This window comes from Achromobacter sp. UBA2119, from assembly GCF_002331005.1.
GTDB lineage: Bacteria > Pseudomonadota > Gammaproteobacteria > Burkholderiales > Burkholderiaceae_B > Achromobacter > Achromobacter animicus.
The window spans coordinates 79,402-104,490 of sequence record NZ_DCYD01000023.1; the positions used below are offsets into that span (position 1 = coordinate 79,402).

Genomic DNA, 25,089 nt, shown 5'->3' on the forward strand with positions numbered 1-25,089 from the left:
GCGTCACCCCCACGAATCCATGGCCAGGAGGCCCGGAAATGAAACAGGCACTTATCGTCATCGACGTCCAGGAATCCTTTCGCCAACGTCCGTTTTGGGACGAATCGGAGTATCCGGCGTTCATTTCGCAGATCCAGCCGCTGATCGACGCCGCCGCCGCGAAGGACATGCCGGTCCTGCAGGTATTCCACACCAGCCCCGCCGACGACCCCGCCAATCCGTTTTCGCTCGCCTCCGGCCACGTCAGGACGCTCAAGGAATTGCGAATTTCTCCCACGGCGGTGTTTCACAAGACAGTGCATTCGTCGCTGTACGCCAAGGACGAGCATGGCGCCTCGTTGCACGATTGGCTGCTCAAACACGGCGTCGAAGGCATCATCGTGGCCGGCATCCGCACGGAACAGTGCTGCGAAACGACGTCGCGCCATGCCAGCGACGCCGGCTTCAAGGTGGTGTTTCCCACCGACGCCACGCTGACCTTTGCCATGCAAAGCCCGTCCGGCAGGAACTACACGCCGGCCGAGATCCGCGACCGGACCGAGCTGGTCCTGCAGGGCCGCTTTGCCCGCATCGTGCGCGCGGCCGACGCGCTGGCCGCGTAGCGTCCGGTTGGAGGCGCAGATGATCCCGGTGTATTTCGTGGTGCCGCGGGGCATCGTCCTGCTGGACCTCGCGGGTCCGGCGGAAGCCTTCCGCGTGGCCAACAAGCTGTGTCCGGGCACGTTCGCGCAGCATTTCTGCGGCCCTTCCCGCGACGTCGAAAGCGGCATTCCGGGCCTGCATTTGGCGCACGTGCAACCGCTGCCGGCGGCCGTGCCCCGCAATGCGCTGGTCATCATCTCGGGCGTAGTGGGCAAACACACGCGCCTGGAAGACGACGATGCGCGCACCATCGTCGACTGGCTGGCGGTTCGCCACCCGGCCGACGGCTTCACGTTGATGACGGTCTGCGCGGGCGCGCTGTTCGCGGCCGCGGCCGGCCTGACGCAGCAGCGCGAGTGCACCACGCATCACACCTGTCTGGAACAGCTTGCCGCGCTGGATCCCACCGCCCGCGTGCTGGACAACCGCATCTTCGTCGAGGACGGCAATCTGGTCAGCAGCGCGGGCATCACGGCCGGCATCGATCTGGCATTGCACATGGTGTCGCGCCATTGCGGCCCGCGCGCGGCCAGCGAGGCGGCGCGCGACATGGTCGTCTACCAGCGCCGGGCGGGCTCGGATTCCGCGTTGTCGCCCTGGCTGGACCATCGCAGCCATATGCACCCGGGCGTGCACCGGGTCCAGGATGCCGTCATCCGCGATCCGGCTGCGCCCTGGTCGGCCCAGTCGCTGGCGGATCAGGCGCACACCAGCGCCCGCCATCTGACGCGCCTCTTTCGTGAACACGCCGGCTGCACGCCGATGGACTACCTGTATCAGATCCGCGTGGCACTGGCGCGCGACTTGTTGCGCGACACCCGGCTGGACCTGGAGCGCGTGGCGGAAAAGTCCGGATTCGGGTCGGCGCAACACATGCGCCGCGTATGGCGCAAGTTTCAGCCCCTGACGCCAAGCCTGATGCGGGGGGAGTTCACACCTGGAGATGCCCTGCGCGGGACGCCAATGCAATGAACGGCGCTCCAGGCGCCGTTCATGATCGGTCAGGCCGCGCCGTGCGGCGCTAGTCCTTGCGCAGCTTGCCGGGCAGCAGCGGCCCCTGCATCTCGCGGATCGCCTCGACGAACTCGCCGATGTCCTCGAAGCTCTTGTAGACCGAGGCAAAGCGCACGTAGGCCACCTTGTCGAGCTTGCGCAGTTCGTTCATGACCAGTTCGCCGATGTGTTCGGACGGCACTTCGCGCTGGCCGCTGGCCAGCAGTTGTTCCTCGATGCGCGCGACGGCCGCATCCACGTCCTCCGTGCTGACGGGGCGCTTGCGCAGGGCCAGGCTCAGGCTGGCGCGCAGCTTGACCGGATCGTATTCGCTGCGGCTGCCATTGCGCTTGACGATCGAAGGCATGGCGAGCTCCACCCGTTCATAGGTGGTGAACCGCTTGTCACAGGACAGGCAACGGCGGCGACGGCGAATGGCGTCGCCCTCTTCGGAGACCCGGCTGTCGACGACCTGCGTTTCGGCATTGCCGCAAAATGGACACCGCATGTGTGATCCCTAAAGGCGCTGGACGCAAAAATTGAGCATATTGTAACGACGGGCATGATGCAAAGCGTCATTAGGGACGAATCCGGCGCGGCCGCCGTATTGCCCCCCTCGTGCGGCAGGATGCCCCCTACCCGCTCAGAAAGATTAAGGGACGGCACCTTGCGGCGCCGTCCCTTGGTATGACTCTGCCCGGAAGCGGCCAGGCCGCGTCCGGGGCACCTGCTTACTTCTTGCCGTACACCGGCAGACGCGAGGTCAGTTCATTGACCTTGGCGCGCACGGCGGCGATGTTCGCTTCGTCGCGCGGGTTGTCCAGCACGTCGGCGATCAGGTTGGCGGTCAGCTCGGCGTCGGCTTCGGTGAAACCGCGGGTGGTCATGGCCGGCGTGCCCAGGCGGATGCCGCTGGTCACGAAGGGCTTTTCCGGGTCGTTCGGGATGGCGTTCTTGTTGACCGTGATGTGGGCCTGGCCCAGCACCGCTTCGGCTTCCTTGCCCGTAATGCCCTTGGAACGCAGGTCCACCAGCATGACGTGGCTTTCGGTACGGCCCGAGACAATGCGCAGGCCACGCTTGACCAGCGTGTCGGCCAGCACCTTGGCGTTCTTGACCACTTGCTGCGCGTAGTCCTTGAACGAGGGTTCCAGCGCTTCCTTGAAGGCCACGGCCTTGCCGGCGATGACGTGCATCAGCGGACCGCCCTGGATGCCGGGGAAGATTGCCGAGTTGATGATCTTCTCGTGCTCGGCCTTCATCATGATGACGCCGCCGCGCGGGCCGCGCAGCGACTTGTGCGTGGTCGAGGTGACGAAGTCGGCGTGCGGAACCGGGTTGGGGTAGGCGCCGCCGGCGACCAGACCCGCGTAGTGGGCGATGTCGACCATGAACAGCGCGCCGTTTTCACGGGCGATGCGGGCCATGCGCTCGAAGTCGATATGCAGGGCATAGGCCGATGCGCCTGCCACGATCAGCTTGGGCTTGTGTTCCTTGGCCAGCTGTTCGACCTGCTCGTAGTTCAGGACTTCGTTTTCATCCAGGCCGTACGAGATGAAGTTGTACAGCTTGCCCGACGCGTTGACCGACGCGCCATGCGTCAGGTGACCGCCTTCGGCCAGGCTCATGCCCAGCACGGTGTCGCCCGGCTTGAGCACGGCCATGTACACGCCCTGGTTCGCCTGCGAGCCGGAGTTGGGCTGCACGTTGGCGGCCTCGGCGCCGAAGATCTGCTTCAGGCGGTCGATGGCCAGTTGCTCGACCACGTCCACGTATTCGCAACCACCGTAGTAGCGCTTGCCCGGGTAGCCTTCGGCGTACTTGTTCGTGAGCTGCGTGCCTTGCGCTTCCATGACGGCCGGGCTGGCGTAGTTCTCCGAAGCGATCAGCTCGATGTGCTGCTCTTGGCGCTGATCTTCCTTCTGGATGGCGGCCCAAACGTCCGGGTCAGCCTTGGACAAGGTGAGGTTGCGGTCAAACATGACGGGGGTTTCCTGAGGCGGTAAAAGGAAAAAACGAGAGAGAAGAAAACGGCGTCGGGCGGGTAAACCCGCAGAATGCTGAGTAGTTTACCCCGTCATGCGGGATCATTTGCGCTCAAAACGGCCTGAACCGGCCCAATTTCCGGCGGACGGGCGCGAAAACCACGGCATCGCCGCGGGCCGGGAAACGGCTCTCATGACGACTTGAGAAAGATTCATGCAAAGGGCGCGGGCAAAAAAAAGGGCCGCGCTTGGCGGCCCTGCGTACATGGCGGTCTCGATCAGGCCGACGTGGCCCCGATTTGCTTGGGCGCCAGCGCCGGATTGAGCGTATAGGTGCCGGTCAGCGACGCTTGCGCGAGCACATGCTTCTGAATGGCCCGCAGCGCGTCTTCGCCGGTGAAAGAGCCCTGCAGGTTCAGGCTGGGCACGTCCAGGGCGTACAGCGTAAAGATGTAGCGATGGACCAGGGCATCGTTCCAGGGCGGGCACGGACCGTCGTAGCCGAAGTACTCGCCGCTCATGTCGTGGTCATTGGCGAACCACGACGAATAGGAATTGATGCCTTGGCGCGCGTCCATGGGGGCCAACGGGCCGCCCTTGCCGCGCGGCGTGATGCCGTTGGAAAACGCGCCTTCGTCGATCTCGCGCAGGTCGGCCGGCAGATCGACCAGCACCCAATGGAAGAAGTCGACACGAGCGAGGTCGGCGGGCACTTCGCGGCCTTCCTGGTTGACGTCGTCAGGACGCGAGGGCACATCGGGATCGTGGCAGATCAGCGCAAACGACTGCGTGCCCGCGGGGACGTCGTCCCAGGAGAATTGCGGGTTGCAGTTGTCTGCCAGCGCGACGTGCGATTGCGCATCGATCTTGCCGAAAGCATAGCGTTCGGGAATCGACTCGTGATCGGAAAAGGACAAACTCGAAAGTTCCATGTCGTGCTCCTTTAAATGCCGCAAAGGCGCCAGGCGTTTGTATGTACCCTCAGCGTATCAAAACTTCGCATTTACGGGTTCAAGTTAACACGCGCAAACTTGCGCTTGCCCACCTGAACGACGTAAGTCCCGGCCGGCAATTGCAACGATTTGTCTTCCACGCGATCGCCGTTGACGCGCACGCCGCCTTGCTCGACGTTGCGCTGCGCTTCCGAGCCGGAAGCGACCAGCCCCGCTTCACGCAACAGCTTCAGGATGCCTACCGGCGCGCCGCCGATGTTGACTTCGGGCATGTCGTCAGGAATGGCGCCGTCGCGGAACCGTGCCTCAAACGAGGCCAGCGCGTCGTCCGCCGCCTTGGCCGAATGGAACCGCGCGATGATTTCCTGGGCCAGCATGACCTTGGCGTCGCGCGGATTGCGGCCGCCGTCGATCTCCTGCTTGAGCGCGGCGATGTCCTCAAGCGAGCGGAAGGACAGCAGCTCGAAGTATCGCCACATCAGCGTGTCGGAAATCGACATGAGCTTGCCGAACATGGAATCGGGCGACTCCGAAATGCCGATGTAGTTGCCCTTGGACTTGGACATCTTCTCTACGCCGTCCGTCCCGACCAGGAGCGGCATCGTCAGGATGCACTGCGGCTCCTGTCCATATTCCTTTTGCAGCTCGCGTCCCACCAGCAGGTTGAACTTCTGATCGGTGCCCCCCAGCTCCAGATCGGACTTCAGCGCGACCGAGTCGTAACCCTGCATCAGCGGATACAGGAATTCATGCACCGAGATGGGGATGCCGCCCTTGAAGCGCTTGGTGAAGTCTTCGCGCTCCATCATGCGGGCGACCGTATAGCGCGATGCCAGCTGGATCATGCCGCGCGCGCCCAGGGGATCGCACCATTCGGAGTTGTAGCGGATCTCGGTGCGGGCCGGATCCAGCACCAGGCTGGCCTGGGCGTAATAGGTCTTGGCGTTGGCCTCGATCTGTTCGCGCGTCAGCGGCGGGCGCGTGCTGTTGCGGCCGCTGGGGTCACCGATGGTCGAAGTGAAATCGCCGATCAGGAAGATGACGTTGTGCCCCAGGTCCTGCAACTGGCGCATCTTGTTCAGCACCACCGTATGACCCAGGTGAATGTCCGGCGCGGTCGGATCCAGGCCAAGCTTGATGCGCAGCGGCACGCCGGTGGCGCGGCTCTTGGCCAGCTTGCGGGCGAATTCGGACTCGACCAGCAGTTCATCGCAGCCGCGCTTGGCTATACGCAGATCCGCTTCGACTTCGGGGGTAATGGGGGCTTCGGTGGGTGACATGACAGGGGGCCCAAGGCGGCTTCAGCCGACAAAAAGGTGTAAAAAGTGACGAAAACTATCGTAAATTCTAGCCGAATCGGCTAGGATACCGGCCTAATCATACGCAACTGCCATATGTACGCAGGTGCGTTCGCTCTACCATCCCTTGTTCACAGATGCGCCCCCGCGCCAGCCCTTGCCCCGGAAACGTGGCGCGCGAGGGCCGTTCGTGTACCGCACCCTGCGAGTTCAAGCCACCTGAGAGGGTATTTTCACGATGACTCGTGGCCTCCACGAACTGGCGAGTGGCCTCAAGCGCAAAGTCGCTGCCGTATTTGCGCCCGTTGAGCCCAAGCCCCATCGCTCGGGACTTTTCCGCCGCACGCTTCTTGTCACCGCAATTGGTCTGTTCGCAGGCGCCGCCGCTCTCGGCATGGTGCAGCAACCCGACCGCACCGAACTCCCCCCCTCGCGCGTCATCCAGAGCATTCTGCCGCTGACCGCCGAGCAAGTCGAAGTCAGCACCCCCAGCGCCGCCCCCTACATCAGCGAAACCCGGATCCGTCCGGGCGACACGCTGTCGGCAGTGCTGCAGCGCCTGGAACTCGACGCGCCCAACCTGCAATCCTTCCTGACGCACGACGCCAGCGCCCGCAGCATCTACAAGCTGTACCCGGGCCGCTCGGTGCAGGCCGCCACGGATGAACAGGGCAATCTGGTCTGGCTGCGCTACATCCACACCCCCGGCAACGAAACCGACGGCCAGGTCGTGACGCGCATGCTGCACGTGGCCCCGTCCGGCGACAGCTACAAGGCCGAGGAAGTCACCGAAAGCACCGAACGCCAGACCCGCGTCGCCGTCGGCACCATCAAGTCCTCGCTGTTCGGCGCCACGGACTCCGCCGGCATCCCGGACTCGGTCACCATGCAAATGGCCGACATCCTCAGCGCCAAGATCGACTTCCTGCGCGACCTGCGCCAAGGCGATCAGTTCCGCGTGGTCTACGAAGTGCGTTCGCACGACGGCCGCTACGCTGGCGCTGGCCGCGTGCTGGCCCTGGAATTCATCAACGGCGGCAAGACCTTCAACGCCGTCTGGTTCAGCCCCGACGAAAAGTCCGGCTCCTATTACGACTTCGACGGCACCAGCCTGCGCGGCGCATTCCTGCGCACCGCCCTGAAGTTCAGCCGCATCAGTTCGACGTTCGGCATGCGCATGCATCCCATCCACAAGACCTGGACGGGACACAAGGGCGTCGACTACGCCGCGCCGTCGGGCACGCCGATCCACTCCACCGCGGACGGCACGGTCGAATTCTCGGGCTGGCAGAACGGCTACGGCAACGTGGTCATCGTCAAGCACCACGGCAAGTATTCGACGCTGTACGCGCACCAGAGCCGCATCGCCGAAGGCGTCACCAAGGGCTCCAAGGTCTCGCAAGGCCAACTGCTGGGCTATGTCGGTTCCACCGGCTGGGCCACCGGTCCCCACCTGCACTACGAATTCCGCGTCGACAACCAGCCCATCGACCCGCTGTCGGTGGACCTGCCCGTGGCGCGCGCCCTTGAACCCGCGGAAGTCCGCGCGTTCAACCAGGCGGTCGGACCCTACAAGCAGCAGATCCAGTTGCTGACGCAATTCCAGCAGACGCTGCCTGACGCGCTGACCAACGTGGCCAGCCGCTAAGGCAGGTCCGCACTAAACAGGCCCGCGCGCAGCGGGTGCGGCGGCGGGGCGGCAAGCCCCAGCCGCCTTTTTTATTTGGAGGCGCCCGTGAATGCCACCCTGCCCTTGCAGCAAGACCGTCGCCCGCTCTACATCGGCCTGATGTCGGGCACCAGCGTCGATGGCGTCGACGGCGTGCTGGCCCACCTCGAAGACGGACAACCGCCGCAGGTGTTGGCCAATGCCAGCCTGCCCATGCCGGAGAATCTGCGCCGGGAGTTGCTGGCACTGAACGTTTCGGGAGGCGACGAGCTTGCCCGCGCCGCGCTCGCGGCCAATGCACTGGCGCGCGTGTATGCCCAGGCCGTGGCAAAGCTGCTTGCGAATGCCGGCGTGGCCGCAGCCGACGTCAGCGCCATTGGGGCACACGGCCAGACCGTGCGGCACCGACCTGACCTGGGCTACACGCTGCAGCTCAACGCGCCTGCCCTGCTGGCGGAACAGACCGGCATTTCGGTGATCGCCGACTTCCGTACGCGCGACGTCGCCGCAGGCGGCCAGGGCGCGCCGCTGGTGCCGCCGTTTCACGCCGCCATCTTCGGCGCCAGCCACGGCCGCGCCGTGCTTAACCTGGGCGGCATTGCCAATGTGACACTGCTTGAGCCGGGGCAGCCAGCGCGCGGCTTTGACACCGGCCCAGCCAACGTGTTGCTGGACGGCTGGTGCCAGCGCCATCTGGGCCGACCTTACGACGCCGGCGGCCGCTGGGCCGCGACGGGACAGGTGCTGGCGCCCCTGCTCGAACAACTGATCGGCAGCGAGCCGTGGTTCGGTTTGCCGCCCCCCAAATCCACGGGCCGCGACCTGTTCAACATGCAGTGGCTGGACGCCCGACTGGCGGAGTTCGACGGTGCCGCGCCCGCCCCTCAAGATGTGCAGGCGACGCTGCAGCGGCTGACCGCCAGGACGGTCGCCGACGCGATCGATCGGGCCGCGGCGGGGACGCAGGAGGTCTTTGTGTGCGGCGGCGGGGCGCACAACGCCGGCCTGATGCAGGAACTGGCGTATTGCCTGCAACGCCCCGTTCGTCCCACCGATGCGCTAGGCGTGCCGGCGCAGCAGGTGGAGGCCTTGGCATTTGCGTGGCTGGCGCATGCGTTCATGATGCGCAAGCCGGCCGGCCTGCCCAGCGTGACCGGCGCACGCGGCCCGAGGATTCTTGGAGCGCTGTATCCGGCTTGAGCTCCGCATCAGGCCCAGGCGGCGATCTGGGCTTGGCGCCAGGCCCACCGTAGGGACGCACCGCATCGCGCGCAGAATCCCCGCCGCGCACCAAGCGCCGCCCCAATGCAAAAAGCCCTTCGGAAAACCGAAGGGCTATTTTCTTTCCTGCCTTGGCGATTACACCGAGAACGAGGAGCCGCAGCCGCAGGTGGTGCTGGCGTTGGGATTGCGGATGACGAACTGCGCGCCTTCCAGGTCTTCCTTGTAGTCGATCTCGGCGCCGACCAGGTATTGGAAGCTCATCGGGTCGACGAGCAACTGCACGCCGTCCTTGTCCAGCACGGTGTCGTCTTCGTTGACGACTTCGTCAAACGTGAAACCGTACTGGAAGCCGGAACAGCCGCCGCCCTGGACGAATACGCGCAGCTTCAGTTCGGGGTTGCCTTCTTCGGCCAACAGGTCTTTCACTTTGGCGGCAGCCGAGTCGGTGAACACCAGGGGAACAGGCGGGGGGGCCTGAAGGTCGACGGTTTCGGTCACTGCATTCATGGTTCACTCCTGGCCGAATCGGCCATATTTCAGTGAGCGGCGTCGCCGCTCGTATGGTGTCACTATAGCGCAGGGCTTGACCAGACTCAAAGTTCCAGTTTGACACTGCGCGATGCGCGGACGGTTTCACCCTCGAGGACGCTAACGGTCACACTTTCGGGGACAAATCCCTCGGGCACGGCCAGGATGCCCTGGCTGCGTTGGTATTGGTCGAACTGCAGGGCAAGCGAGGCGGCAGCCAGGTTTTCGCCCGTGGCCGTGACGGGACCGGTTTCGGCCTTGACCTGCATGGGCGCGAGGTCGACGGTGACGGTTTCGCCCTTGAGCACGCCTGTGGCCTGAAAGCGCAGCGCCCCCGCGAAGGGCGTTCCGCCATTGCGGCCGCTGCGCATCAGCAGCACCTTGTAGCGTAGACCGCCGCCTTCGCGGTCGATCTGCACGCCCCGGATGTCCACAGACCCTTCAGGACCGGGCGGCAGCAGTTGCTCATAGAACGCGAGCTGGTCGCGTACGCGGCCGACTTCGGCTTGCGCGGCGTGGAGCTGGGTTTCGAGTTCCTGGCGGGCGGATCGTTCGATGACCAGTTCACCGTCGGCGGTATCGAGCTGGCCGCGGATGTAGCGCAGCTGCGTGGCCTGCTGTCGCATGGCCTCGTCCTGGGCTTCGGCCTGCTGGACGCTGATGACCACGGCGTCCTGCGGACGGTAGAGGTGCCGCGCGTGAAAGAACCCGGCGGCGCCACCCACCAGCACGCCCAGCAGCAGCATCGCGCAGAGACGCACGATGGCGCCATAACGGGCCCGAGGCGGGGAACTGACTGACGGATCTGCAGGCATAAAGAGCAATGTTGGCGGCCCGCCGAGCGGGCCGCCCTGGCCTTACGGCAGGATGGCGACCTGGTCGAGGCCGACCGTTTCGGGGATGCCGAACATGAGGTTCATGTTCTGCACCGCCTGGCCGGCGGCGCCCTTGACCAGATTGTCCTGCACCACCATGACGATCAGCAGGTCGCCGTTGTCCGGGCGGCTGAGCGCAATGCGCAGGTTGTTGGAACCGCGCACCGAACGCGTTTCGGGATGGCTGCCGGCGGGCATGACGTCCACGAAGGGCTCGTTGGCATAGCGCTGTTCGAACAGCGCCTGGAAGTCGGTGTCGCGCGCTTCGGGCTTGATGCGGGCATAGATGGTGGAGAACATGCCGCGGATCATCGGCACCAGATGCGGCACGAACGTCAGGCCCACCTTGCCGCCGGCCAGCTTTTCGAGCTGGGCGGAGATCTCGGGGTGGTGACGATGGCCGGCCACGCCGTAGGCCTTGAAGTTGTCGGAGGCTTCAGAGAACAGCGAGCCCACTTCTGCCTTGCGGCCCGCGCCGGACACGCCCGACTTGCAGTCCGCGATCAGGGTTTGCGTATCGACCAGCGCCTTGCCGCCTTCAAGCAGCGGCGCCAGGCCGAGCAGCACCGTGGTTGGGTAGCAGCCGGGGTTGCCGATGACGCGCGCCTTGGAGATGGCTTCGCGGTTCAGTTCGACCAGGCCGTATTGCGATTCGGCCAGGATGTCCGGGCAGGTATGGGGAATCTTGTACCAGCGCTCGAACGTGGGGATGTCCTGCAGGCGGAAGTCGGCGGCCAGGTCGATGACGCGGGTGCCGGCAGCGATGAGCTCTTGCGCCTGCGCCATGGCCACGCCGTGCGGCGTGGCAAAGAAGACGACGTCGCAGTCGGTCAGCGAGGCCTTTTCCGGGGCCGAGAAGGCAAGCTTCACACGGCCGCGCAGGTTGGGATACATGTCGGCGACGGGCAGGCCGTCTTCCTTGCGGGACGTGATGGCAGTCAGTTCCACGTTGGGATGCTGCGACAGCAAGCGCAGCAGTTCGACGCCGGTATATCCGGTGCCGCCGACGATACCAACCTTGATGCGGGTGTTCGATGCTTGGGCCATGATGGATGCTCTTCGGAGAACGAATGACGATTGTATCGCTCGGGAAACGGCGGATTGCACCGGCGTGCCGGATTTGGCACTGCAAACCTTTTTTCCGACCGGGCGGGTGGCGCGGAGTTCCGCGCGCGGCCGGCGATGACGCATTGCCGGCCCAAAAACAAAAAGCCCGCCGAAGCGGGCTTTTTGCAGGGCATTAACGCTTGCTGAACTGCTTGCGACGACGCGCCTTGCGGAAGCCGACCTTCTTACGTTCGACTTCACGGGCATCGCGCGTGACGAAGCCAGCTTGCGACAGCGAGGGCTTCAGCGTGGCGTCGTAATCGATCAGGGCACGCGTGATGCCGTGACGGATTGCGCCGGCTTGGCCGGTTTCGCCGCCGCCGTGCACGTTGACCTTGATGTCAAACGATTCCAGGTGGCCGGTCAGTTCCAGCGGCTGGCGCACGACCATACGGCCGGTTTCACGAGCGAAGAACTCGTCGACGGGCTTGCCGTTGACGACGATCTTGCCAGTGCCCTTCTTGATGAAAACGCGAGCCACCGAAGTTTTGCGACGGCCGGTTCCGTAATTCCAGTTACCGATCATGGCGTTTCCTTAGATATCCAGCGTCTTGGGCTGCTGGGCGGTATGCGGGTGCTCGGCACCGGCATAGACCTTAAGCTTCTTGATCATGGCGTAGCCCAGAGGACCCTTGGGCAGCATGCCCTTGACGGCCTTCTGAATGGCACGGCCGGGAAAACGCTCTTGCATTTTCTCGAAGTTCGTTTCACGGATACCGCCCGGGTACGTCGTGTGGCGGAAGTACTTCTTGTCCTTCGCCTTGGCACCGGTAACAACGATATCGGACGCGTTGATGATGACGATGTAGTCACCGGTATCAACGTGAGGCGTGAATTCAGGTTTGTGCTTGCCACGCAGACGACGTGCGACTTCGCTGGCCACACGACCGAGGACTTTGCCCTTGGCGTCGATCACAAACCAGTCACGTTGGACTTCATGCGGCTTGGCCACAAAGGTCTTCATGATGGTTCCTAAGAATAAAAATTTGCTCTGGCCGGAACATCCCGCCAGTGTTCTTTCCCAAACTAGGCCGCGTATTGCAGCGCTTTGGCTACACGCCTTGGCCACAACCTACAGCCCCTAATCGCCCCCCGCCTAAGCGTTATGAATCCGCCCGTGCAAAGGTCAAAATGAGGGAAAGCCTGAAATTCTAACACGGTTGCTCAAAAAATGGGCAAGCGGAAAGAATTCGGGTGACTTGCGGCTGACCGCCGCCAGACGGCAGCCGCAATTTGGATAAGGGGACAAATGATGCCCCCCCCCTGCCCCGTCAGGCGCCCAGGTAGGCTTCCAGGACGCGGGGATGGCCCAGCAGTTCGCGGCCGGTGCCCTTCAGCGCCAACGCGCCGTTTTCAAGCACATAGCCGTGTTGCGCGATCTTCAAGGCCTGGCGCACGTTCTGCTCGACGAGGAACAGCGTGAGGCCGTCGGCGTTGATGGCGCGCAGTGAACGGAAGATTTCCTGGACCACGATCGGCGCCAGGCCCATCGACGGTTCGTCCAGCAGCAACAGGCGCGGCTTGGCCATCAAGGCGCGGCCGATGGCCAGCATCTGCTGTTCGCCGCCGGACAGGTTGCCGGCCATGCCATTGATCCGTTCCTTCAGGCGCGGAAACAGGTTGAACACGTATTCCAGGTCGGTGGCGACGTTCTTCAGGCCGCGGCGATAGGCGCCGAGTTCCAGGTTTTCCAGCACCGTCATCGTGGTGAGGATGGCCCGGCCTTCCGGCACCTGCACGATGCCGCGCGCGACCAGCTGGTTCGGCGCGAGGTTGGTGACGTCTTCGCCCTCGAAGAGGATGCGGCCGCGCGCTTTGGGCAGGAGGCCCGACAGCGCCAGCAGCGTGGTCGACTTGCCGGCGCCGTTGGCGCCGACCAGGGCGGTGATTTCGTTGGCGTTCAGGTCCAGGTCGATGCCGCGCACGGCTTCGATGTGGCCGTAGTTGACCTCGAGGCCGCGGACTTCCAGCATGGCGCTCATTTGGCGGCCTCCGCTTGTTCGGTGTCTTCGTCGTCTTCGCGGCCCAGGTAGGCCTCGATGACCTGCTCGTTGTTGCGGATTTCCTCGGGACCGCCGCAGGCGATGATCTTGCCGAAGTTCAGCACCGCAATGCGTTCGCACAAGCCCATGACGAAGCGCATGTCGTGCTCGATCATGAGGATGGTGTAGCCGCGGTCGCGGATCGCCAGGATCTCGCGCATCAGTTCGGCGCGTTCGCCGGTGTTCATGCCGGCGACGGGTTCGTCCAGCAGCAGCAGCTTGGGCTCGGTGGCCAGCGCGCGCGCCAGCTCCAGGCGGCGCTGTTCGCCGTAGGACAGGTTGTCCGCCAGATCGTTGGCCTTGTGATCCAGGCGCATCCACGTCAGCAGTTCATGTGCGCGTTCGCGGGCGCGCTGCTCGTGCTCGCGGTAGCCGGGCAAGCCCAGCAGCAGGCTGGGGAAACCGTAGTTCATGTGGCGGTAGGCGCCCACGACGACGTTCTCCAGCAGCGTCATTTCCTTGAACAGACGGATGTTCTGGAACGTGCGGGCGATGCCCATGCGCGTGATGCTGTGCGGCTTCTTGCGCAGGACGCTTTCGCCCTGGAACGTGATGGTGCCGCCGCTGGGCGGCAAGAGGCCGGTGATGAGGTTGAAGACCGTGGTCTTGCCGGCGCCGTTCGGGCCGATCAGGCCGAAGATGGCGCCTTCGGGCACGGACAGGCTGACGTCATGCAGCACATGCAGGCCGCCAAAGCTCTTGGAGACGGAGGACAGCTCAAGCATGACGCTTCCCTCCCTGGCGGCTTTGACGCATCCAGCGCTTGAAGCGCGCCGGATCCCAGATGCCTTGCGGCAGGAACAACACAATCACCACCAGGATCACTCCATTCGCGATCAGGCGCAGATCCGCAAATCCGCGCAGCAATTCAGGCAGCACCGTAATGATGAAGCTGCCGATCACGGGACCGGCCAGGCCGCCGATGCCGCCCAGGATCGCCATCGTCAGGATTTCGACGCCACGGTCGAAGCCGTATTCGTTGGGACCGATGAAGAACGTCAGGTGCGCGTTCAACGCGCCAGCCAGGCCGGCGATCATGGCGCCGGCAACAAAGGCCAGCATCTTGTTCGAACGCACGTTGATGCCCATCAGGCCCGCCGCCGTCTCGTCGCCACGGATGGCGTCGAAGGAGCGGCCGATCTTGGAGGCACGCACGCGCCACAGCACGAATAGCACGATGATGACGGCCAACAGGACGTGCCACCACTGCGTGAGTTGCGGGATGCCGTTCAGGCCCAGCGCGCCGCCGGTGAGGGACTCGGTGTTCAGGATGGTCACGCGGACCACTTCACCGAAGCCCAGCGTGGCCATCGCCAGGTAGACCCCCGACAGCCGCAACGTCGGCAGGCCGATCAGGGCCGCCACCAGCGCGGGCGCGGCCATGCCGCCAGCCAGCGCCACCGTGAACGGAGCGTCGTAATTCATGGTGAGCAGCGCGGCGGTGTAAGCCCCGATGCCCATGAAGGCGGCGTTGGCCATGGCCAGCATGCCGCAGGCCAGCGTCAGCCAGATGGAGAGGGCCAGGAGTGCATTGGTGCCAAGCGTCAGCACCAGGTTGCCGTAGATGGCCCAGAAATTTTCGAATCCGCTCATACCTTAAGCCTTGCGTTGAACCACTTTGCCGAACAGACCTTGCGGGCGGACCAGCAGGATCAGGAACAGCAGGCCGAAAGCCACCGCGTCGCGCATGGTGGAGCCGATGTAAGCCACGGACAGCACCTCGGCGAAGCCCAGGAAGAGACCGCCCAGCATGGCGCCGCGAATGTCTCCCATGCCACCCAGGATGATGACCGCGATGCCCTTGTGCAGCATCGGCTGGCCCATCAGCGGGAACAGCGCGTTCGAGTACAGGCCGATCAGCACGCCGGCCACGCCGCCCAGGGCGGCCGCGGCGAACGAGGTGGTGATGAACAGCTTTTCGACGTTGATGCCCAGCAGCCAGGCGGCCTTGGGCGATTCGGCGATGGCGCGCAGCGCGCGGCCGAACTGCGTGCGGCGCATCACGTACATCAGCACGGCCATCAGCGCGAACGACAGGAAGATGATGCCCAGTTCGATGACGGTCAGGTGCAGGCCGGCGACTTCGATGACTTCCTCGGGCACGGTGCCGTGCGGGAAGCGCAGGTTGCTGGCGCCAAAGATGCTTTGGGCGCCGTTGTTCAGGATGATGCCGACACCGATGGTGGCGATCATGGGAATCAGGTGGGGTGCGTTGCGCTTGCGCAGCGGCTTGAGGACCAGGTAGTCGATGATGACCCCGGTGAAGCCGGCGACGAAGAACGCGACCATCAGCGCGGCCCACAAGGGCAGGCTGAACTGCTGGACCACGACGAGTGCTGCGTAGGCGCCAACCATGAAGACGGCGCCATGCGCCAGGTTGATCACCCCGAGCACGCCGAAGATCAGCGTGAAGCCCAGCGCGAACAGTGCATACACACAGCCCAGCGACAAGGCATTGACGAATTGTTGTTCGAACATGATGGGACTTTCCAGATCTGAGAGGGCCACCTCGCTGTGCCCACAGCGAGGTCTTTTCTGCTTCCGGGGAAGCTTTTTACTTGGGACGGCCCTGCGATAAAAAGCGCCTTGCAGACGGCCAGCAGGCCATCCGCAAGGCGCATCCCCCCGCGCGGGGATGCGTACTGCTTACTTCTCGATGACGTACTTGCCGTCCTTGGTCACGCTGACGATCGGCGCCTGGTCGGCGTCGTAACCGGCCGGCTTGCCGGCGCGGTCGGTGGCCTGGCGGAACTTGAACGGGCCGGTGGCGCCGGTCCAGGTCACGGACGGCAGGGCATCGCGCAGAGCAGCGCGATCCTTGGCCAGTTCGCCGGTGATCTTGGTGTTCTTCAGGGCCTGGGCAACGATGTACATGGCGTCATACGACTGCGCCGCGAACTGGTCGGGGGCATTCGTGAACTTGGCCTTGTAGGCGTCGATGAACTTGACGTTCTCGGGGGCCTTGTTCTCGATCGACCACGGGCTGCCGATCCAGAGATTGTTCGACGCGCCGCCGGGGGCCAGGTCGAAAATCTTGACCGAGTTCATGCCGTTGCCGCCAATGACGGGCACGTTCAGGCCGAGCTGGCGGGCCTGGACCATGATCGGGGCGCCTTCGGCGAGCAGTGCGGACAGCACGATGGCGTCGGGGTTGGTGCCCTTGATCTTGGTGAGCTGGGCCTTGAAGTCCACGTCGCCCTTGGCGAACGTTTCGGTCGTGGTGACCGGGATCTTCTGGTCTTCCAGGGCCTTCTTGAAATTGTCGTAGCCGCTCTTGGTGAAGACGTCGTCGTTGCCGTAGAGCACCGCCACGTTCTTCAGGCCGGTCTTGGCCTTGACGGTGGAGATGGTGGCGGGCAGCACGTCGGCTTCGGTGACCGAGTTGCGGAACACGTAGTTGCCGATGGAGGTGATGCCGTCAGCGGTGTTGGAGGTGCCGAAAGCGACCGTCTTGGCGGCCTGGGCGACCGGGTCGGCGGCCTGGGCGGAGTTCGACAGGGTGGGACCGAAGACCATCAGGACGTTGTCCTTGAAGATCAGCTTCTTGAAGACGTTGATGGCTTCTTCTTTCTTGCCTTGTTCGTCTTCGATCACCAGGACGATCTTGTTGCCGTTGATGCCGCCTGCGGCATTGATTTCATCGGCAGCGAGCTGGAAACCGTTGCGGATCGACACGCCGTATTGGGCGGCGCCGCCGGACAGGGCTTCAGCCACGCCCAGCTTGATGTCGGCAGCGTTGGCGGCCGGGACGATACCGGCGGCGATCAGCGCGGCCAGCAGCTTTTTGGTCTTGGATTGCATGGTTGTTACCACCTTAAAGTCTGTCTCGGAATATTGGTAATCCGGGCTGATGTAATCCTGCCGGATTGACGTCGATGCCGCCTAAAGGCCGCATGTATGCGCGTCAAGACCCGGGATATTACTCCTTTGTATCAGGCCGAAACTCGAATGCCGTTCAACAAAAGCCTCAAAACCGCCCATTTTTTTGTAAAAAACGTGTGGTTACTAGCAGAAACCCTCAAACTCACCGAATGCCATTCGGCACCGGCTTCCTCCTAACTCCTGGCCGACAGCGCCACGCCCAGGTACTGGCCGAACGCGCCTTCGGTCAGGCGAAACCACGGCATCTCGCTGTCGCGAAAGCCCATGTAACTATCATGCAATGCCTTGAATCTGGGGTCTTTGGCGCTCAAGTCCTTGTAGACCTGCTGCGATGCTTCAAACGCGGCGTCCATGATTGACCGGGGGAATGCGCGCACTTGCGCGCCATTCGAGGTTAATTGCGCCAGCGCCTGCGGATTGAGGGCATCGAACCGCGCCGTTGCCGAGGTGTGCGCAGCCAGCGCGGCGGACTGCACGACGGCCTGGTAGTGCTTGGGCAACTGGTTCCAGACCTCGTCGTTGATATAGAGCGACAGCTGTTCGCCGCCTGCCCACCAACCAGGTGCGTAGTAATACTTAGCTACTTTATTCAGTCCAAGCTTGGCATCTTCATACGCGCCCGCCCCCGCCACTGCCTGCAGGCCCTCTTTTTCGAAGAGCTCGGCCAGCTTGGCCAGATCGGCCTGCTGGGGGACAACGCCCAGACGGGACAGCACGTCGCCGGCCAAGCCGCCGACTCGCATCTTCAGGTCTTTCAGGTCGCCGGTGCGCTTGATTTCCTTGACGTACCAGCCGCCCATCTGGGAGCCGGTGTTGCCCAGCGGAAAGTTGATGATCTTTTCGGGCTTGAAGAGTTCGCGCGTCAGGCGCACGCCCTCGCCTTCGCTCATCCAGGCGTTCATCTGGCGCGCATTCAGGCCGAACGGCACGGCCGCGTCGAAGCTGAACGCGGGATTCTTGGCGTAGTAGAGGCGCGAGGAGACGTGGCCGCACTCCACCTTTTTGGTGGACACGGCTTCCATGAGGTCGGCGGCGGCAACGACTTCGCCGTCGGGGAAGTGGCGGATGTTGAACTTGCCGCCGGTGGATTCGGCAACGAACTTGCAGAAGTTTTCGGCGGCGCCGACGCGCAGGTCCAGGGTGCTGGGAAAGCCTGAAGACAGGCGCCAGCTGACCGAGGGCATGTCCTGGGCGAACGCGGGCCCACTGACGGCGGCGCCAGCGACGGCGCCCAGGCTGGCGCGCTTCAGGAATGAACGTCGTTGCATCACTTTGCTCCTATACGGCAACACCCGGGACTTTGAGCAATACCCGCCGGATATTACACGGTGGCACTGGCCGGAACGGCTAGAGGAAATCCCGAGCGTAAAGGGGTTGCAATGCGCGGGATTGCCATGCGGGGGGGATTGCCAAGCGGACAAATGCAGAAATCCGGCGGCGCATTGCGCGCCGCCGGCTCGCGGGATCAGATCCCGGCGATTGCCATCTGCTCGATGAGGATCGAGCCGGTGGTCTTTGTGCCGCGCGAGATCGTGTCGGCGCCGATCGCGACGATCTGCTTGAACATGTCGGCCAGGTTGCCGGCAATGGTGACTTCCTGCACCGCATGCTGGATCTGGCCGTTTTCGACCCAATAGCCGAAGGCGCCGCGCGAGTAGTCGCCCGTCACGTAATTGACGCCTTGACCGATCAGTTCGGTGACGAGAAAGCCCGTGCCGAGCTTCTTGAGCATGGCTTCGAAATCGTCGCCGCGGCGGGTCTGCGTGGAGCTGAACACCAGGTTGTGCGAGCCGCCGGCGTTGCCGGTGGTGGTCATGCCCAGCTTGCGGGCGGTGTAGGACGACAGGAAATAGCCTTCCAGCACCCCGCCCGACACCACGTTGCGGCGGCGCGTGCGCACGCCTTCGTCGTCGAACGGCGAGCTGCCCATGGCGCCGCGGATGTGCGGATCTTCGACCAGATTGATGTGCTTGGGAAAGAGCGGCTTGCCCAGCGAATCCACCAGAAAACTGGCCTTGCGGTACAGCGAGCCGCCGTTGACGGCCTGCGTCAGCGCGCCGACCAGGCCAAGCGCCAGCGGCGCCTCGAACAGGACCGGAAACTTGCCGGTGCGCACGCGGCGGGCCGACAGGCGCGACAGCGTACGTTCGGCGGCGTAGCGGCCGATGGCTTCGGGCGAAGCCATCTTGGCCGGATCGCGCTCGGACGTGTACCAGTAGTCGCGCTGCATGCCGTTGCCGCGGCCCGCGATGGGCGCAACCGACAGGCTGTGGCGCGAATACGGGTAGCCGCCCAGGAAGCCGCGCGTGTTGCCCATCACGAACTGGCCTTCGTACGTGCCAACCGTGGCGCCGTCGGTGTTGGTGATGCGGGGATCGACCTCGCGTGCGGCGCGCTCGGCGCGCAGCGCCAGTTCGGCCGCCTCCTCGGTGGAGACTGTCCAGGCGCGGTGCAGGTCCAGATCGGGAAATTCGGTGGCCAGCTGATCGGCGTCGGGCAGGCCGGCGGCCGGGTCGGCGGCGGTATGGCGGGCGATGTGCCAGGCGGCTTCGACCGTCTGGCGCAGGGCGGCCTCGGAGAAGTCGGACGTCGACGCGGAGCCGCGGCTTTGGCCGGCGTAGACCGTCAGGTCCAGCGCCCGGTCGCGCGTCTGCTCAACGGTTTCGATGTCGTTCTTGCGGACCGAGACGGACAGTCCCAGGCTTTCGGAGACTTCCGCGGCGGCGTCGGAAGCGCCGATCTGGCGCGCGTAGGCCAGGGTTTGTTCGACAAGTTCGGAAAAACGCGCGTGATTCGCCGCCAGCGGCAAGGATGAGGAGGTTTTAACCATTGCAGTCCAATTTGCAGAGACGGTTATCATAGCCAAGTCTGTCATTGCGCAGTTTTCCATGAATTCCCATCCCCAAGAAGATTCCGTCGACGACGGTTACGACGAGAACGGCTACGACCGTCCCAGCAAGTCCCAGGTCAAGCGTGAGATGCACGCCCTGCTGGACCTGGGCAAGCAATTGATCGCGCTGTCGCCCGAACGTCTGAAGCAACTGCCGCTCGAAGAACGGCTGTACGAGGCCATCCGCATGGCCCAGCGCACCACCGGCCGCGAGGGTTTGCGGCGTCAGGTCCACTTCGTGGGCAAGCTGATGCGCGACGCGCCGGCTGACGTCATCCGCAAGCAGCTCGACGTCTGGGAGAACGGCTCCCGCGAGGAAACGGCCGCCATGCACCGCCTTGAAGGGCTGCGTGACCGCCTGCTCGACGACGACGACGCCCTGACCCGCCTCCTGACCAACAACCCGCAGGCCGACGTGCAGCAATTGCGCACGCTGATCCGCGCCGCGCGCAAGGAAAAGCTGGCCAACGCATCGCTGTTGCAGGGCCAGGAGCCGCAGAAAAAGCATTACCGCGCGCTGTTCCAGGCGCTCAAGACCCTTACCCTCTGATATTCCCAACAGCCCGTCCATGACCGCACCCGACCTGCTCGACTGCATCGAGATCGAAACCGCTCCCAACCCCACGCACGCCGTGATCTGGCTGCACGGCCTGGGCGCCGACGGCAACGATTTCGCGCCCATCGTGCCGGAGCTGCGCCTGCCCGCCGGGCGTGGCGTGCGCTTCGTGTTTCCGAATGCGCCGGTTCAACGGGTCACCATCAACAACGGCATGTCGATGCGTTCCTGGTACGACATCCTGGTGATGGATCTGGTGCGCGTGGAAGACGGCCGCGGCATCCGCGCCTCTGAAGCCGCCATCCACCAGCTGATCGCGCGCGAGAACGCGCGCGGCATCCCGACGTCGAACATCGTGCTGGCCGGGTTCTCGCAAGGCAGCGCGATGACCCTGCACACGGGTCTGCGCTTGAAAGAGAAACTGGCCGGCATGATGGCGCTGTCTGGCTATCTGCCGCTGCTGGACACGGCAGAAGCCGAGCGTCAGCCCGCCAACAATGCCACGCCTATCTTCATGGCGCATGGCCAATACGATCCGGTGGTGGCGCTGGCGCGCGCCGAAGCGTCGTTGGCAGAATTGAAGCGCCTGGGTTACGACGTGCGCTGGCACACGTATCCGATGCCGCACTCGGTCTGCGCCGAAGAAGTGGCGGACATTTCGGACTTCCTGAACGAAGTGCTGGTTTAGCGCAGCACGGGCCAGGAACGAAGACGGGCGGCGCGCCAGACGCGGCTCGTGTTCCTGGCTGATGGGCGCGCCGGCATTGCGCGCCTACGATGGGATGAGCCCTGCCCCGTCACGATTCAAATCTGAAGCGGCTCAAAATCTTATTTTGTATACCAACTGGTATTCCAGCCTCGCATTGTCCCGGCTCGGAAGGCTTGCGTCCATAGAGAAAAACGCCAATCTCAAAACGCTTGTCGCCTCCTTGTCTTGAATATAGTATTCGATCCAAGCCTTACCGGCCCGGGCCTTCTCTGTTCGGGCTTCCCTGTTGTTGCAGTCGATCCATCCCATTGGCCGTGTTGCGCCGATCCGTCCGCGCATTCAAGACGCAGGAGAAAGTCCCGTGAAGACCTTGCCCTTGCCCCGCCTGGCAAGCGCGGCGCTGCTCGCGCTGCTTGCCCCTCTGGCCGCTCAGGCCGAAGCCCTGAACCCTCCCGTGAAGGTGCGCTACGAAGAAGTGGTGCGATCGATCCTGTACGTGCCCAAGTATGTCGCGCTATCGCAGGGCTATTTCAAGGACGCCGGGCTGGACGTGTCCATGAAAACCTCGCAAGGCACCGACAAGGGCATGACCGCCCTGCTGTCGGGCAGCGCGGACATCGTGCTGATCGGGCCCGAGGCGTCCATCTACGTGCAGAACAGCGAATCGCCGGTCAAGCCCAAGATCTTTGCCGGCCTGACCGCCACCGACGGCTTTTTCCTGCTGTCGCGCAAGCCGGTCGACAAGTTCGACTGGTCCATGCTCAAGGGCAAAGAAGTGATCGGCTTTCGCCCGGGATCGAATCCCATCGTGTTCCTGGAGACCGCGCTGCGCAAGCATGGCCTGGATCCTCAAAAGGACGTAAAGCTGCTCAACAACATCGGCATCCCCGCGCGCGCTGGCGCCTGGATGGCGGGCCAGGGCGAATACGGCATCTTCCTGGAGCCGGAGGCCGGCGAGCTGGTGCGCAACGGCAAGGGGCACATCGTCGCGTCCGTGGGACATGAAGTGGGCCAGGTGGACTACACGGTCTTCACCGCCACCGACAAATACATCCGCGACAACCCCAAGGTCATCCAGGCCTGGACCGACGTGGTCGCGCGCGCCGAGAAGTATGTGAAGGACACGCCCGCCGCCACGCTGGCCCCGCAGATCATGACCTTCTTTCCCGGCATGGACCAGGCCGCGGTGACCGAGGCGATCGATCGCTACAAGCAATATCAGATCTGGAAGACCACGCCGCTGGTGACCGCGCAGGCGATGACGCAACTGCAGGACATGCTGGTGGCCAGTGCCGTGATGAAGGACACCGCCCGCGTCAAGTACGAGGACGTGGTGATCGCCGACTTCGCTAAGAAGGCGCAATGATGGGCGCCGCCATCCATAACCTGAAGCCGGCGACCGCGACGGCCAAGATCGAACTGCGCGACGTCTGTCTTTCGTACTTCACGCCGGAAGGCGAGACCGAGGCGCTATCGAACGTCTCGTTCAGTCTGGCGCCGGGCGAGTTTGTCAGCCTGATCGGGCAAAGCGGCTGTGGCAAGAGCACGCTGCTGTCGTTGATCGCGGGTTTGATTCCGCCGACCTCGGGCGCGGTGCTGGTCGACGGGCAGGCGGTGACCAAGCCGAATGCCCGCATCGGCTACATGCTGCAGCAGGACTATCTGTTCGAGTGGCGCACCATCCTGGACAACGTGATGCTGGGCGCCGAGATCCAGGGGCGGCGCGACGCACGCAGCGAGGCGCGCGCCGTGCACCTGCTTGAAAAATGCGGCCTGGGCGCGTTCCTGTCGCACACGCCGCGGCAGCTGTCCGGCGGCATGCGTCAACGCGCGGCGCTGGCGCGCACGCTGGTCACCGAGCCCGACGTGATCCTGCTGGACGAACCGTTTTCGGCATTGGATTCGCAGACGCGGCTGGCGATTTCCGACGAAGTCGTGGACATCCTGCGGCGCGAAGGCAAGACGGTAGTGCTGGTGACGCACGACATCGGCGAGGCCATCGCGATGACCGACCGCGTGATCGTGCTGTCGCGCCGGCCAGGACGCTTAAAGAGCCAGTACCGCATCCATTACGGCGACGGCCAGGTCCGCCCCACACCATTTCAGGCGCGTTCGCGGCCGGAGTTCAACACCTACTTCAAACAGCTCTGGGACGAGCTGGATGTTCACGTGGAGGGCTGACCCATGAACGCGCCGATTGCCAATACCGTTCCGCTGCGCGCCGTGCCCGGCCCTAGCGAGAAATACCTGAACTACCTGCGCCGCGACCGCGCGCGCCGCCGCAACATCCGCGTGGCCCAGGCGCTGCTGCTGGTGGTCTTTCTATGCGCGTGGGAAATCCTGCCGCGCATGCACATCGTCAATCCGCTGCTCACTAGCTATCCCAGCGCGCTGTGGCCCACGTTCCTGGAACTGTGGAACCACGGCAGCCTGGGCAAGCACATCATGACGACGCTGTCGGCCACGCTGGTCGGCTTTGTGCTCAGCATGGGCATCGGGATCGTGGTGGCGGCCGCACTGTGGTGGTCCGACTTTCTGTACAAGGTGCTGGACCCCTTCCTGGTGGTGGCCAACGCCATGCCCAAGATCGCATTCGTGCCGATCTTCTATCTGTGGCTGGGTTCCGATTACGCGGTCTACGGCATGGCGGTGGCCATTGCGGTGTTCGTGACCATCATGGTCGTGTACGCGGGATTCCGCGGTATCGACCTGAACAAGGTGAAGCTTGCCCACACCTTCGGCGCCAGCCGTTGGCAGGTGCTGACCAAGGTCGTGCTGCCGGGCAGCGTGCCCACGTTGATCGCGGCCGTGAAGATGAACATCGGCCTGGCGCTGGTGGGCGTGATCGTGGGCGAGTTCCAGTCGGCGGATTCGGGCCTGGGCTTTCTCATCATGAACGGCAGCCAGGTGTTCAAGCTGAACATCGTCATGACCGCCATCGTGATGCTGGCGCTGATTTCCAGCGTCATGTACCTCATCATCTACCGCGTCGAGTCCGCCGTGGCGCGGCGTTACGGCTAAGGAGGCAGCATGGAATTCCCCCAGTGGGTGAAGGATCGCGTCGTGGCCCGTCAGGGCTGCCTGCATCCCTATGACGAACTGCCGGCCGCGCGCACCGCGGTGGTGGTGATCGACATGCAGCAGTATTTCCTGATGCCGGGTTATCAGGGCGAATGCGCCCCCGCGCGCGAGATCATCGACCCCATCAACCGCCTGTGCGGCGCCGTGCGCGATGCGGGCGGGGTCGTGGTGTGGGTGCAGACGGCGTCGGACAACGCGGACGTGTTCTGGTCGCATCATCATGGCGTGATGCTCACGCCCGAACGCAGCGCCCGCCGCCTGGAGACCCTGCGGCGCGATTCGCCGGGCTTTGCGCTGCATCCGGACCTGCACGCGCAGTCCACGGACCCGCGCGTGGTCAAGCGCTTTTACAGCGCCATGGCGCCGGGTTCGTCGGAATTGGAACCCCTGCTGCGCGGGCTGGGCGTGGATACGCTGCTGATCGCCGGGACGGTCACCAACGTGTGCTGCGAATCCACCGCGCGCGACGCAATGATGCGGGACTTCCGGACCATCATGATCGACGACGCGCTGGCCGCGGTGACGCCGGCCGAGCACGAAAACGCGCTGCACGGCTGGATGCTGTTCTTCGGCGACGTGCTGTCGGTAGACGAAGCGGCCGCGCGGCTCAAACCCGCGCAGCCGTCGCGCCGGACCGCCTGAAGCGATCCGGCGC

Annotated in this window: 26 protein-coding genes; 10 read left to right on the plus strand and 16 right to left on the minus strand. The window is 64.2% G+C overall.

Annotated features, from left to right (window positions below; translation table 11 throughout):
- Positions 1-38: 38 nt before the first annotated feature.
- Together B3098_RS28095 and B3098_RS28100 are read left to right on the plus strand one after the other, a co-directional pair.
- Positions 39-602, plus strand: coding sequence for a cysteine hydrolase family protein (locus B3098_RS28095; protein WP_218342164.1), 564 nt, complete (start codon positions 39-41; stop codon positions 600-602).
- A 19-nt stretch (positions 603-621) separates the two neighbouring features.
- Entirely contained in the window at positions 622-1,614 is a 993-nt protein-coding gene (locus B3098_RS28100) for a GlxA family transcriptional regulator (RefSeq protein WP_286900471.1), read from the plus strand.
- A 49-nt stretch (positions 1,615-1,663) separates the two neighbouring features.
- On the opposite strand, the gene nrdR is transcribed toward B3098_RS28100, so the two are convergent.
- From nrdR to tyrS, 4 genes are all read right to left on the minus strand, one after another.
- A complete protein-coding gene (gene nrdR / locus B3098_RS28105) occupies positions 1,664-2,143 on the minus strand; it encodes a transcriptional regulator NrdR (protein ID WP_056327845.1) in 480 nt (159 codons plus the stop codon).
- A gap of 223 nt (positions 2,144-2,366) precedes the next feature.
- Complete coding sequence (gene glyA, locus B3098_RS28110) at positions 2,367-3,617, minus strand: serine hydroxymethyltransferase (RefSeq protein WP_175139111.1); 1,251 nt, start codon at positions 3,615-3,617, stop codon at positions 2,367-2,369.
- A gap of 281 nt (positions 3,618-3,898) precedes the next feature.
- Positions 3,899-4,552 carry a YbhB/YbcL family Raf kinase inhibitor-like protein gene (locus B3098_RS28115; protein WP_175139112.1) on the minus strand — a complete coding sequence of 218 codons (654 nt, stop codon included), beginning with the start codon at positions 4,550-4,552 and terminating at the stop codon, positions 3,899-3,901.
- 71 nt (positions 4,553-4,623) lie between these two features.
- On the minus strand, positions 4,624-5,853 hold the full coding sequence (gene tyrS, locus B3098_RS28120; RefSeq protein ID WP_175186501.1) for a tyrosine--tRNA ligase: 1,230 nt from the start codon (positions 5,851-5,853) through the stop codon (positions 4,624-4,626).
- Between the two features lie 256 nt (positions 5,854-6,109).
- Between tyrS and B3098_RS28125 the strand changes: the two genes are divergently transcribed.
- On the plus strand, positions 6,110-7,519 hold the full coding sequence (locus B3098_RS28125; protein ID WP_175139114.1) for a M23 family metallopeptidase: 1,410 nt from the start codon (positions 6,110-6,112) through the stop codon (positions 7,517-7,519).
- Positions 7,520-7,606: 87 nt separating this feature from the next.
- A complete protein-coding gene (locus tag B3098_RS28130) occupies positions 7,607-8,740 on the plus strand; it encodes an anhydro-N-acetylmuramic acid kinase (RefSeq protein WP_279974966.1) in 1,134 nt (377 codons plus the stop codon).
- Between the two features lie 159 nt (positions 8,741-8,899).
- On the opposite strand, the gene erpA is transcribed toward B3098_RS28130, so the two are convergent.
- The 12 genes from erpA to pmbA form a co-directional block, all read right to left on the minus strand.
- Complete coding sequence (gene erpA, locus B3098_RS28135) at positions 8,900-9,271, minus strand: iron-sulfur cluster insertion protein ErpA (protein WP_063951957.1); 372 nt, start codon at positions 9,269-9,271, stop codon at positions 8,900-8,902.
- Positions 9,272-9,357: 86 nt separating this feature from the next.
- Positions 9,358-10,107, minus strand: coding sequence for a DUF6776 family protein (locus tag B3098_RS28140; protein WP_313065619.1), 750 nt, complete (start codon positions 10,105-10,107; stop codon positions 9,358-9,360).
- Positions 10,108-10,149: 42 nt separating this feature from the next.
- Entirely contained in the window at positions 10,150-11,214 is a 1,065-nt protein-coding gene (gene argC / locus B3098_RS28145) for an N-acetyl-gamma-glutamyl-phosphate reductase (RefSeq protein WP_279974963.1), read from the minus strand.
- A gap of 193 nt (positions 11,215-11,407) precedes the next feature.
- Positions 11,408-11,800 (minus strand): 30S ribosomal protein S9, encoded by a 393-nt coding sequence (gene rpsI / locus B3098_RS28150; RefSeq protein WP_008163098.1) that lies wholly within the window; start codon positions 11,798-11,800, stop codon positions 11,408-11,410.
- Between the two features lie 9 nt (positions 11,801-11,809).
- Positions 11,810-12,238: a 50S ribosomal protein L13 gene (rplM, locus tag B3098_RS28155; protein ID WP_008163100.1), complete on the minus strand. Its 429-nt coding sequence runs from the start codon at positions 12,236-12,238 to the stop codon at positions 11,810-11,812.
- Positions 12,239-12,545: 307 nt separating this feature from the next.
- Positions 12,546-13,256 (minus strand): ABC transporter ATP-binding protein, encoded by a 711-nt coding sequence (locus B3098_RS28160; RefSeq protein ID WP_175139116.1) that lies wholly within the window; start codon positions 13,254-13,256, stop codon positions 12,546-12,548.
- Positions 13,253-14,041: an ABC transporter ATP-binding protein gene (locus tag B3098_RS28165; RefSeq protein WP_175139117.1), complete on the minus strand. Its 789-nt coding sequence runs from the start codon at positions 14,039-14,041 to the stop codon at positions 13,253-13,255. The genes B3098_RS28160 and B3098_RS28165 overlap by 4 nt, the downstream gene beginning before the upstream one ends.
- A complete protein-coding gene (locus tag B3098_RS28170) occupies positions 14,034-14,909 on the minus strand; it encodes a branched-chain amino acid ABC transporter permease (protein WP_175125479.1) in 876 nt (291 codons plus the stop codon). Before B3098_RS28170 ends, B3098_RS28165 begins: the two co-directional genes overlap by 8 nt.
- A 3-nt stretch (positions 14,910-14,912) precedes the next feature.
- Positions 14,913-15,794, minus strand: coding sequence for a branched-chain amino acid ABC transporter permease (locus tag B3098_RS28175; protein WP_056564389.1), 882 nt, complete (start codon positions 15,792-15,794; stop codon positions 14,913-14,915).
- A gap of 168 nt (positions 15,795-15,962) precedes the next feature.
- Positions 15,963-17,117 carry an ABC transporter substrate-binding protein gene (locus B3098_RS28180; RefSeq protein WP_175139118.1) on the minus strand — a complete coding sequence of 385 codons (1,155 nt, stop codon included), beginning with the start codon at positions 17,115-17,117 and terminating at the stop codon, positions 15,963-15,965.
- Between the two features lie 254 nt (positions 17,118-17,371).
- Positions 17,372-18,466, minus strand: coding sequence for a TRAP transporter substrate-binding protein (locus B3098_RS28185; RefSeq protein WP_286900479.1), 1,095 nt, complete (start codon positions 18,464-18,466; stop codon positions 17,372-17,374).
- A gap of 197 nt (positions 18,467-18,663) precedes the next feature.
- The gene (gene pmbA, locus B3098_RS28190) at positions 18,664-20,028 is read right to left on the minus strand and encodes a metalloprotease PmbA (protein ID WP_286900481.1); all 1,365 of its coding nucleotides are present in this window, start codon (positions 20,026-20,028) and stop codon (positions 18,664-18,666) included.
- A 58-nt stretch (positions 20,029-20,086) separates the two neighbouring features.
- Here pmbA and yjgA point away from each other — a divergent pair, with 58 nt between their 5' ends.
- From yjgA to B3098_RS28220, 6 genes are all read left to right on the plus strand, one after another.
- Positions 20,087-20,638, plus strand: coding sequence for a ribosome biogenesis factor YjgA (gene yjgA / locus B3098_RS28195; RefSeq protein ID WP_175125487.1), 552 nt, complete (start codon positions 20,087-20,089; stop codon positions 20,636-20,638).
- Positions 20,639-20,657: 19 nt separating this feature from the next.
- Complete coding sequence (locus B3098_RS28200) at positions 20,658-21,332, plus strand: alpha/beta hydrolase (RefSeq protein ID WP_286900483.1); 675 nt, start codon at positions 20,658-20,660, stop codon at positions 21,330-21,332.
- Positions 21,333-21,714: 382 nt separating this feature from the next.
- The gene (locus B3098_RS28205; protein ID WP_286900485.1) at positions 21,715-22,719 is read left to right on the plus strand and encodes an ABC transporter substrate-binding protein; all 1,005 of its coding nucleotides are present in this window, start codon (positions 21,715-21,717) and stop codon (positions 22,717-22,719) included.
- The gene (locus B3098_RS28210) at positions 22,719-23,534 is read left to right on the plus strand and encodes an ABC transporter ATP-binding protein (RefSeq protein ID WP_286900871.1); all 816 of its coding nucleotides are present in this window, start codon (positions 22,719-22,721) and stop codon (positions 23,532-23,534) included. Before B3098_RS28205 ends, B3098_RS28210 begins: the two co-directional genes overlap by 1 nt.
- Before the next feature lie 3 nt (positions 23,535-23,537).
- Positions 23,538-24,374: an ABC transporter permease gene (locus tag B3098_RS28215; RefSeq protein WP_191578201.1), complete on the plus strand. Its 837-nt coding sequence runs from the start codon at positions 23,538-23,540 to the stop codon at positions 24,372-24,374.
- 9 nt (positions 24,375-24,383) lie between these two features.
- Complete coding sequence (locus B3098_RS28220) at positions 24,384-25,076, plus strand: isochorismatase family cysteine hydrolase (RefSeq protein WP_286900487.1); 693 nt, start codon at positions 24,384-24,386, stop codon at positions 25,074-25,076.
- The last annotated feature ends 13 nt before the right edge of the window (positions 25,077-25,089 follow it).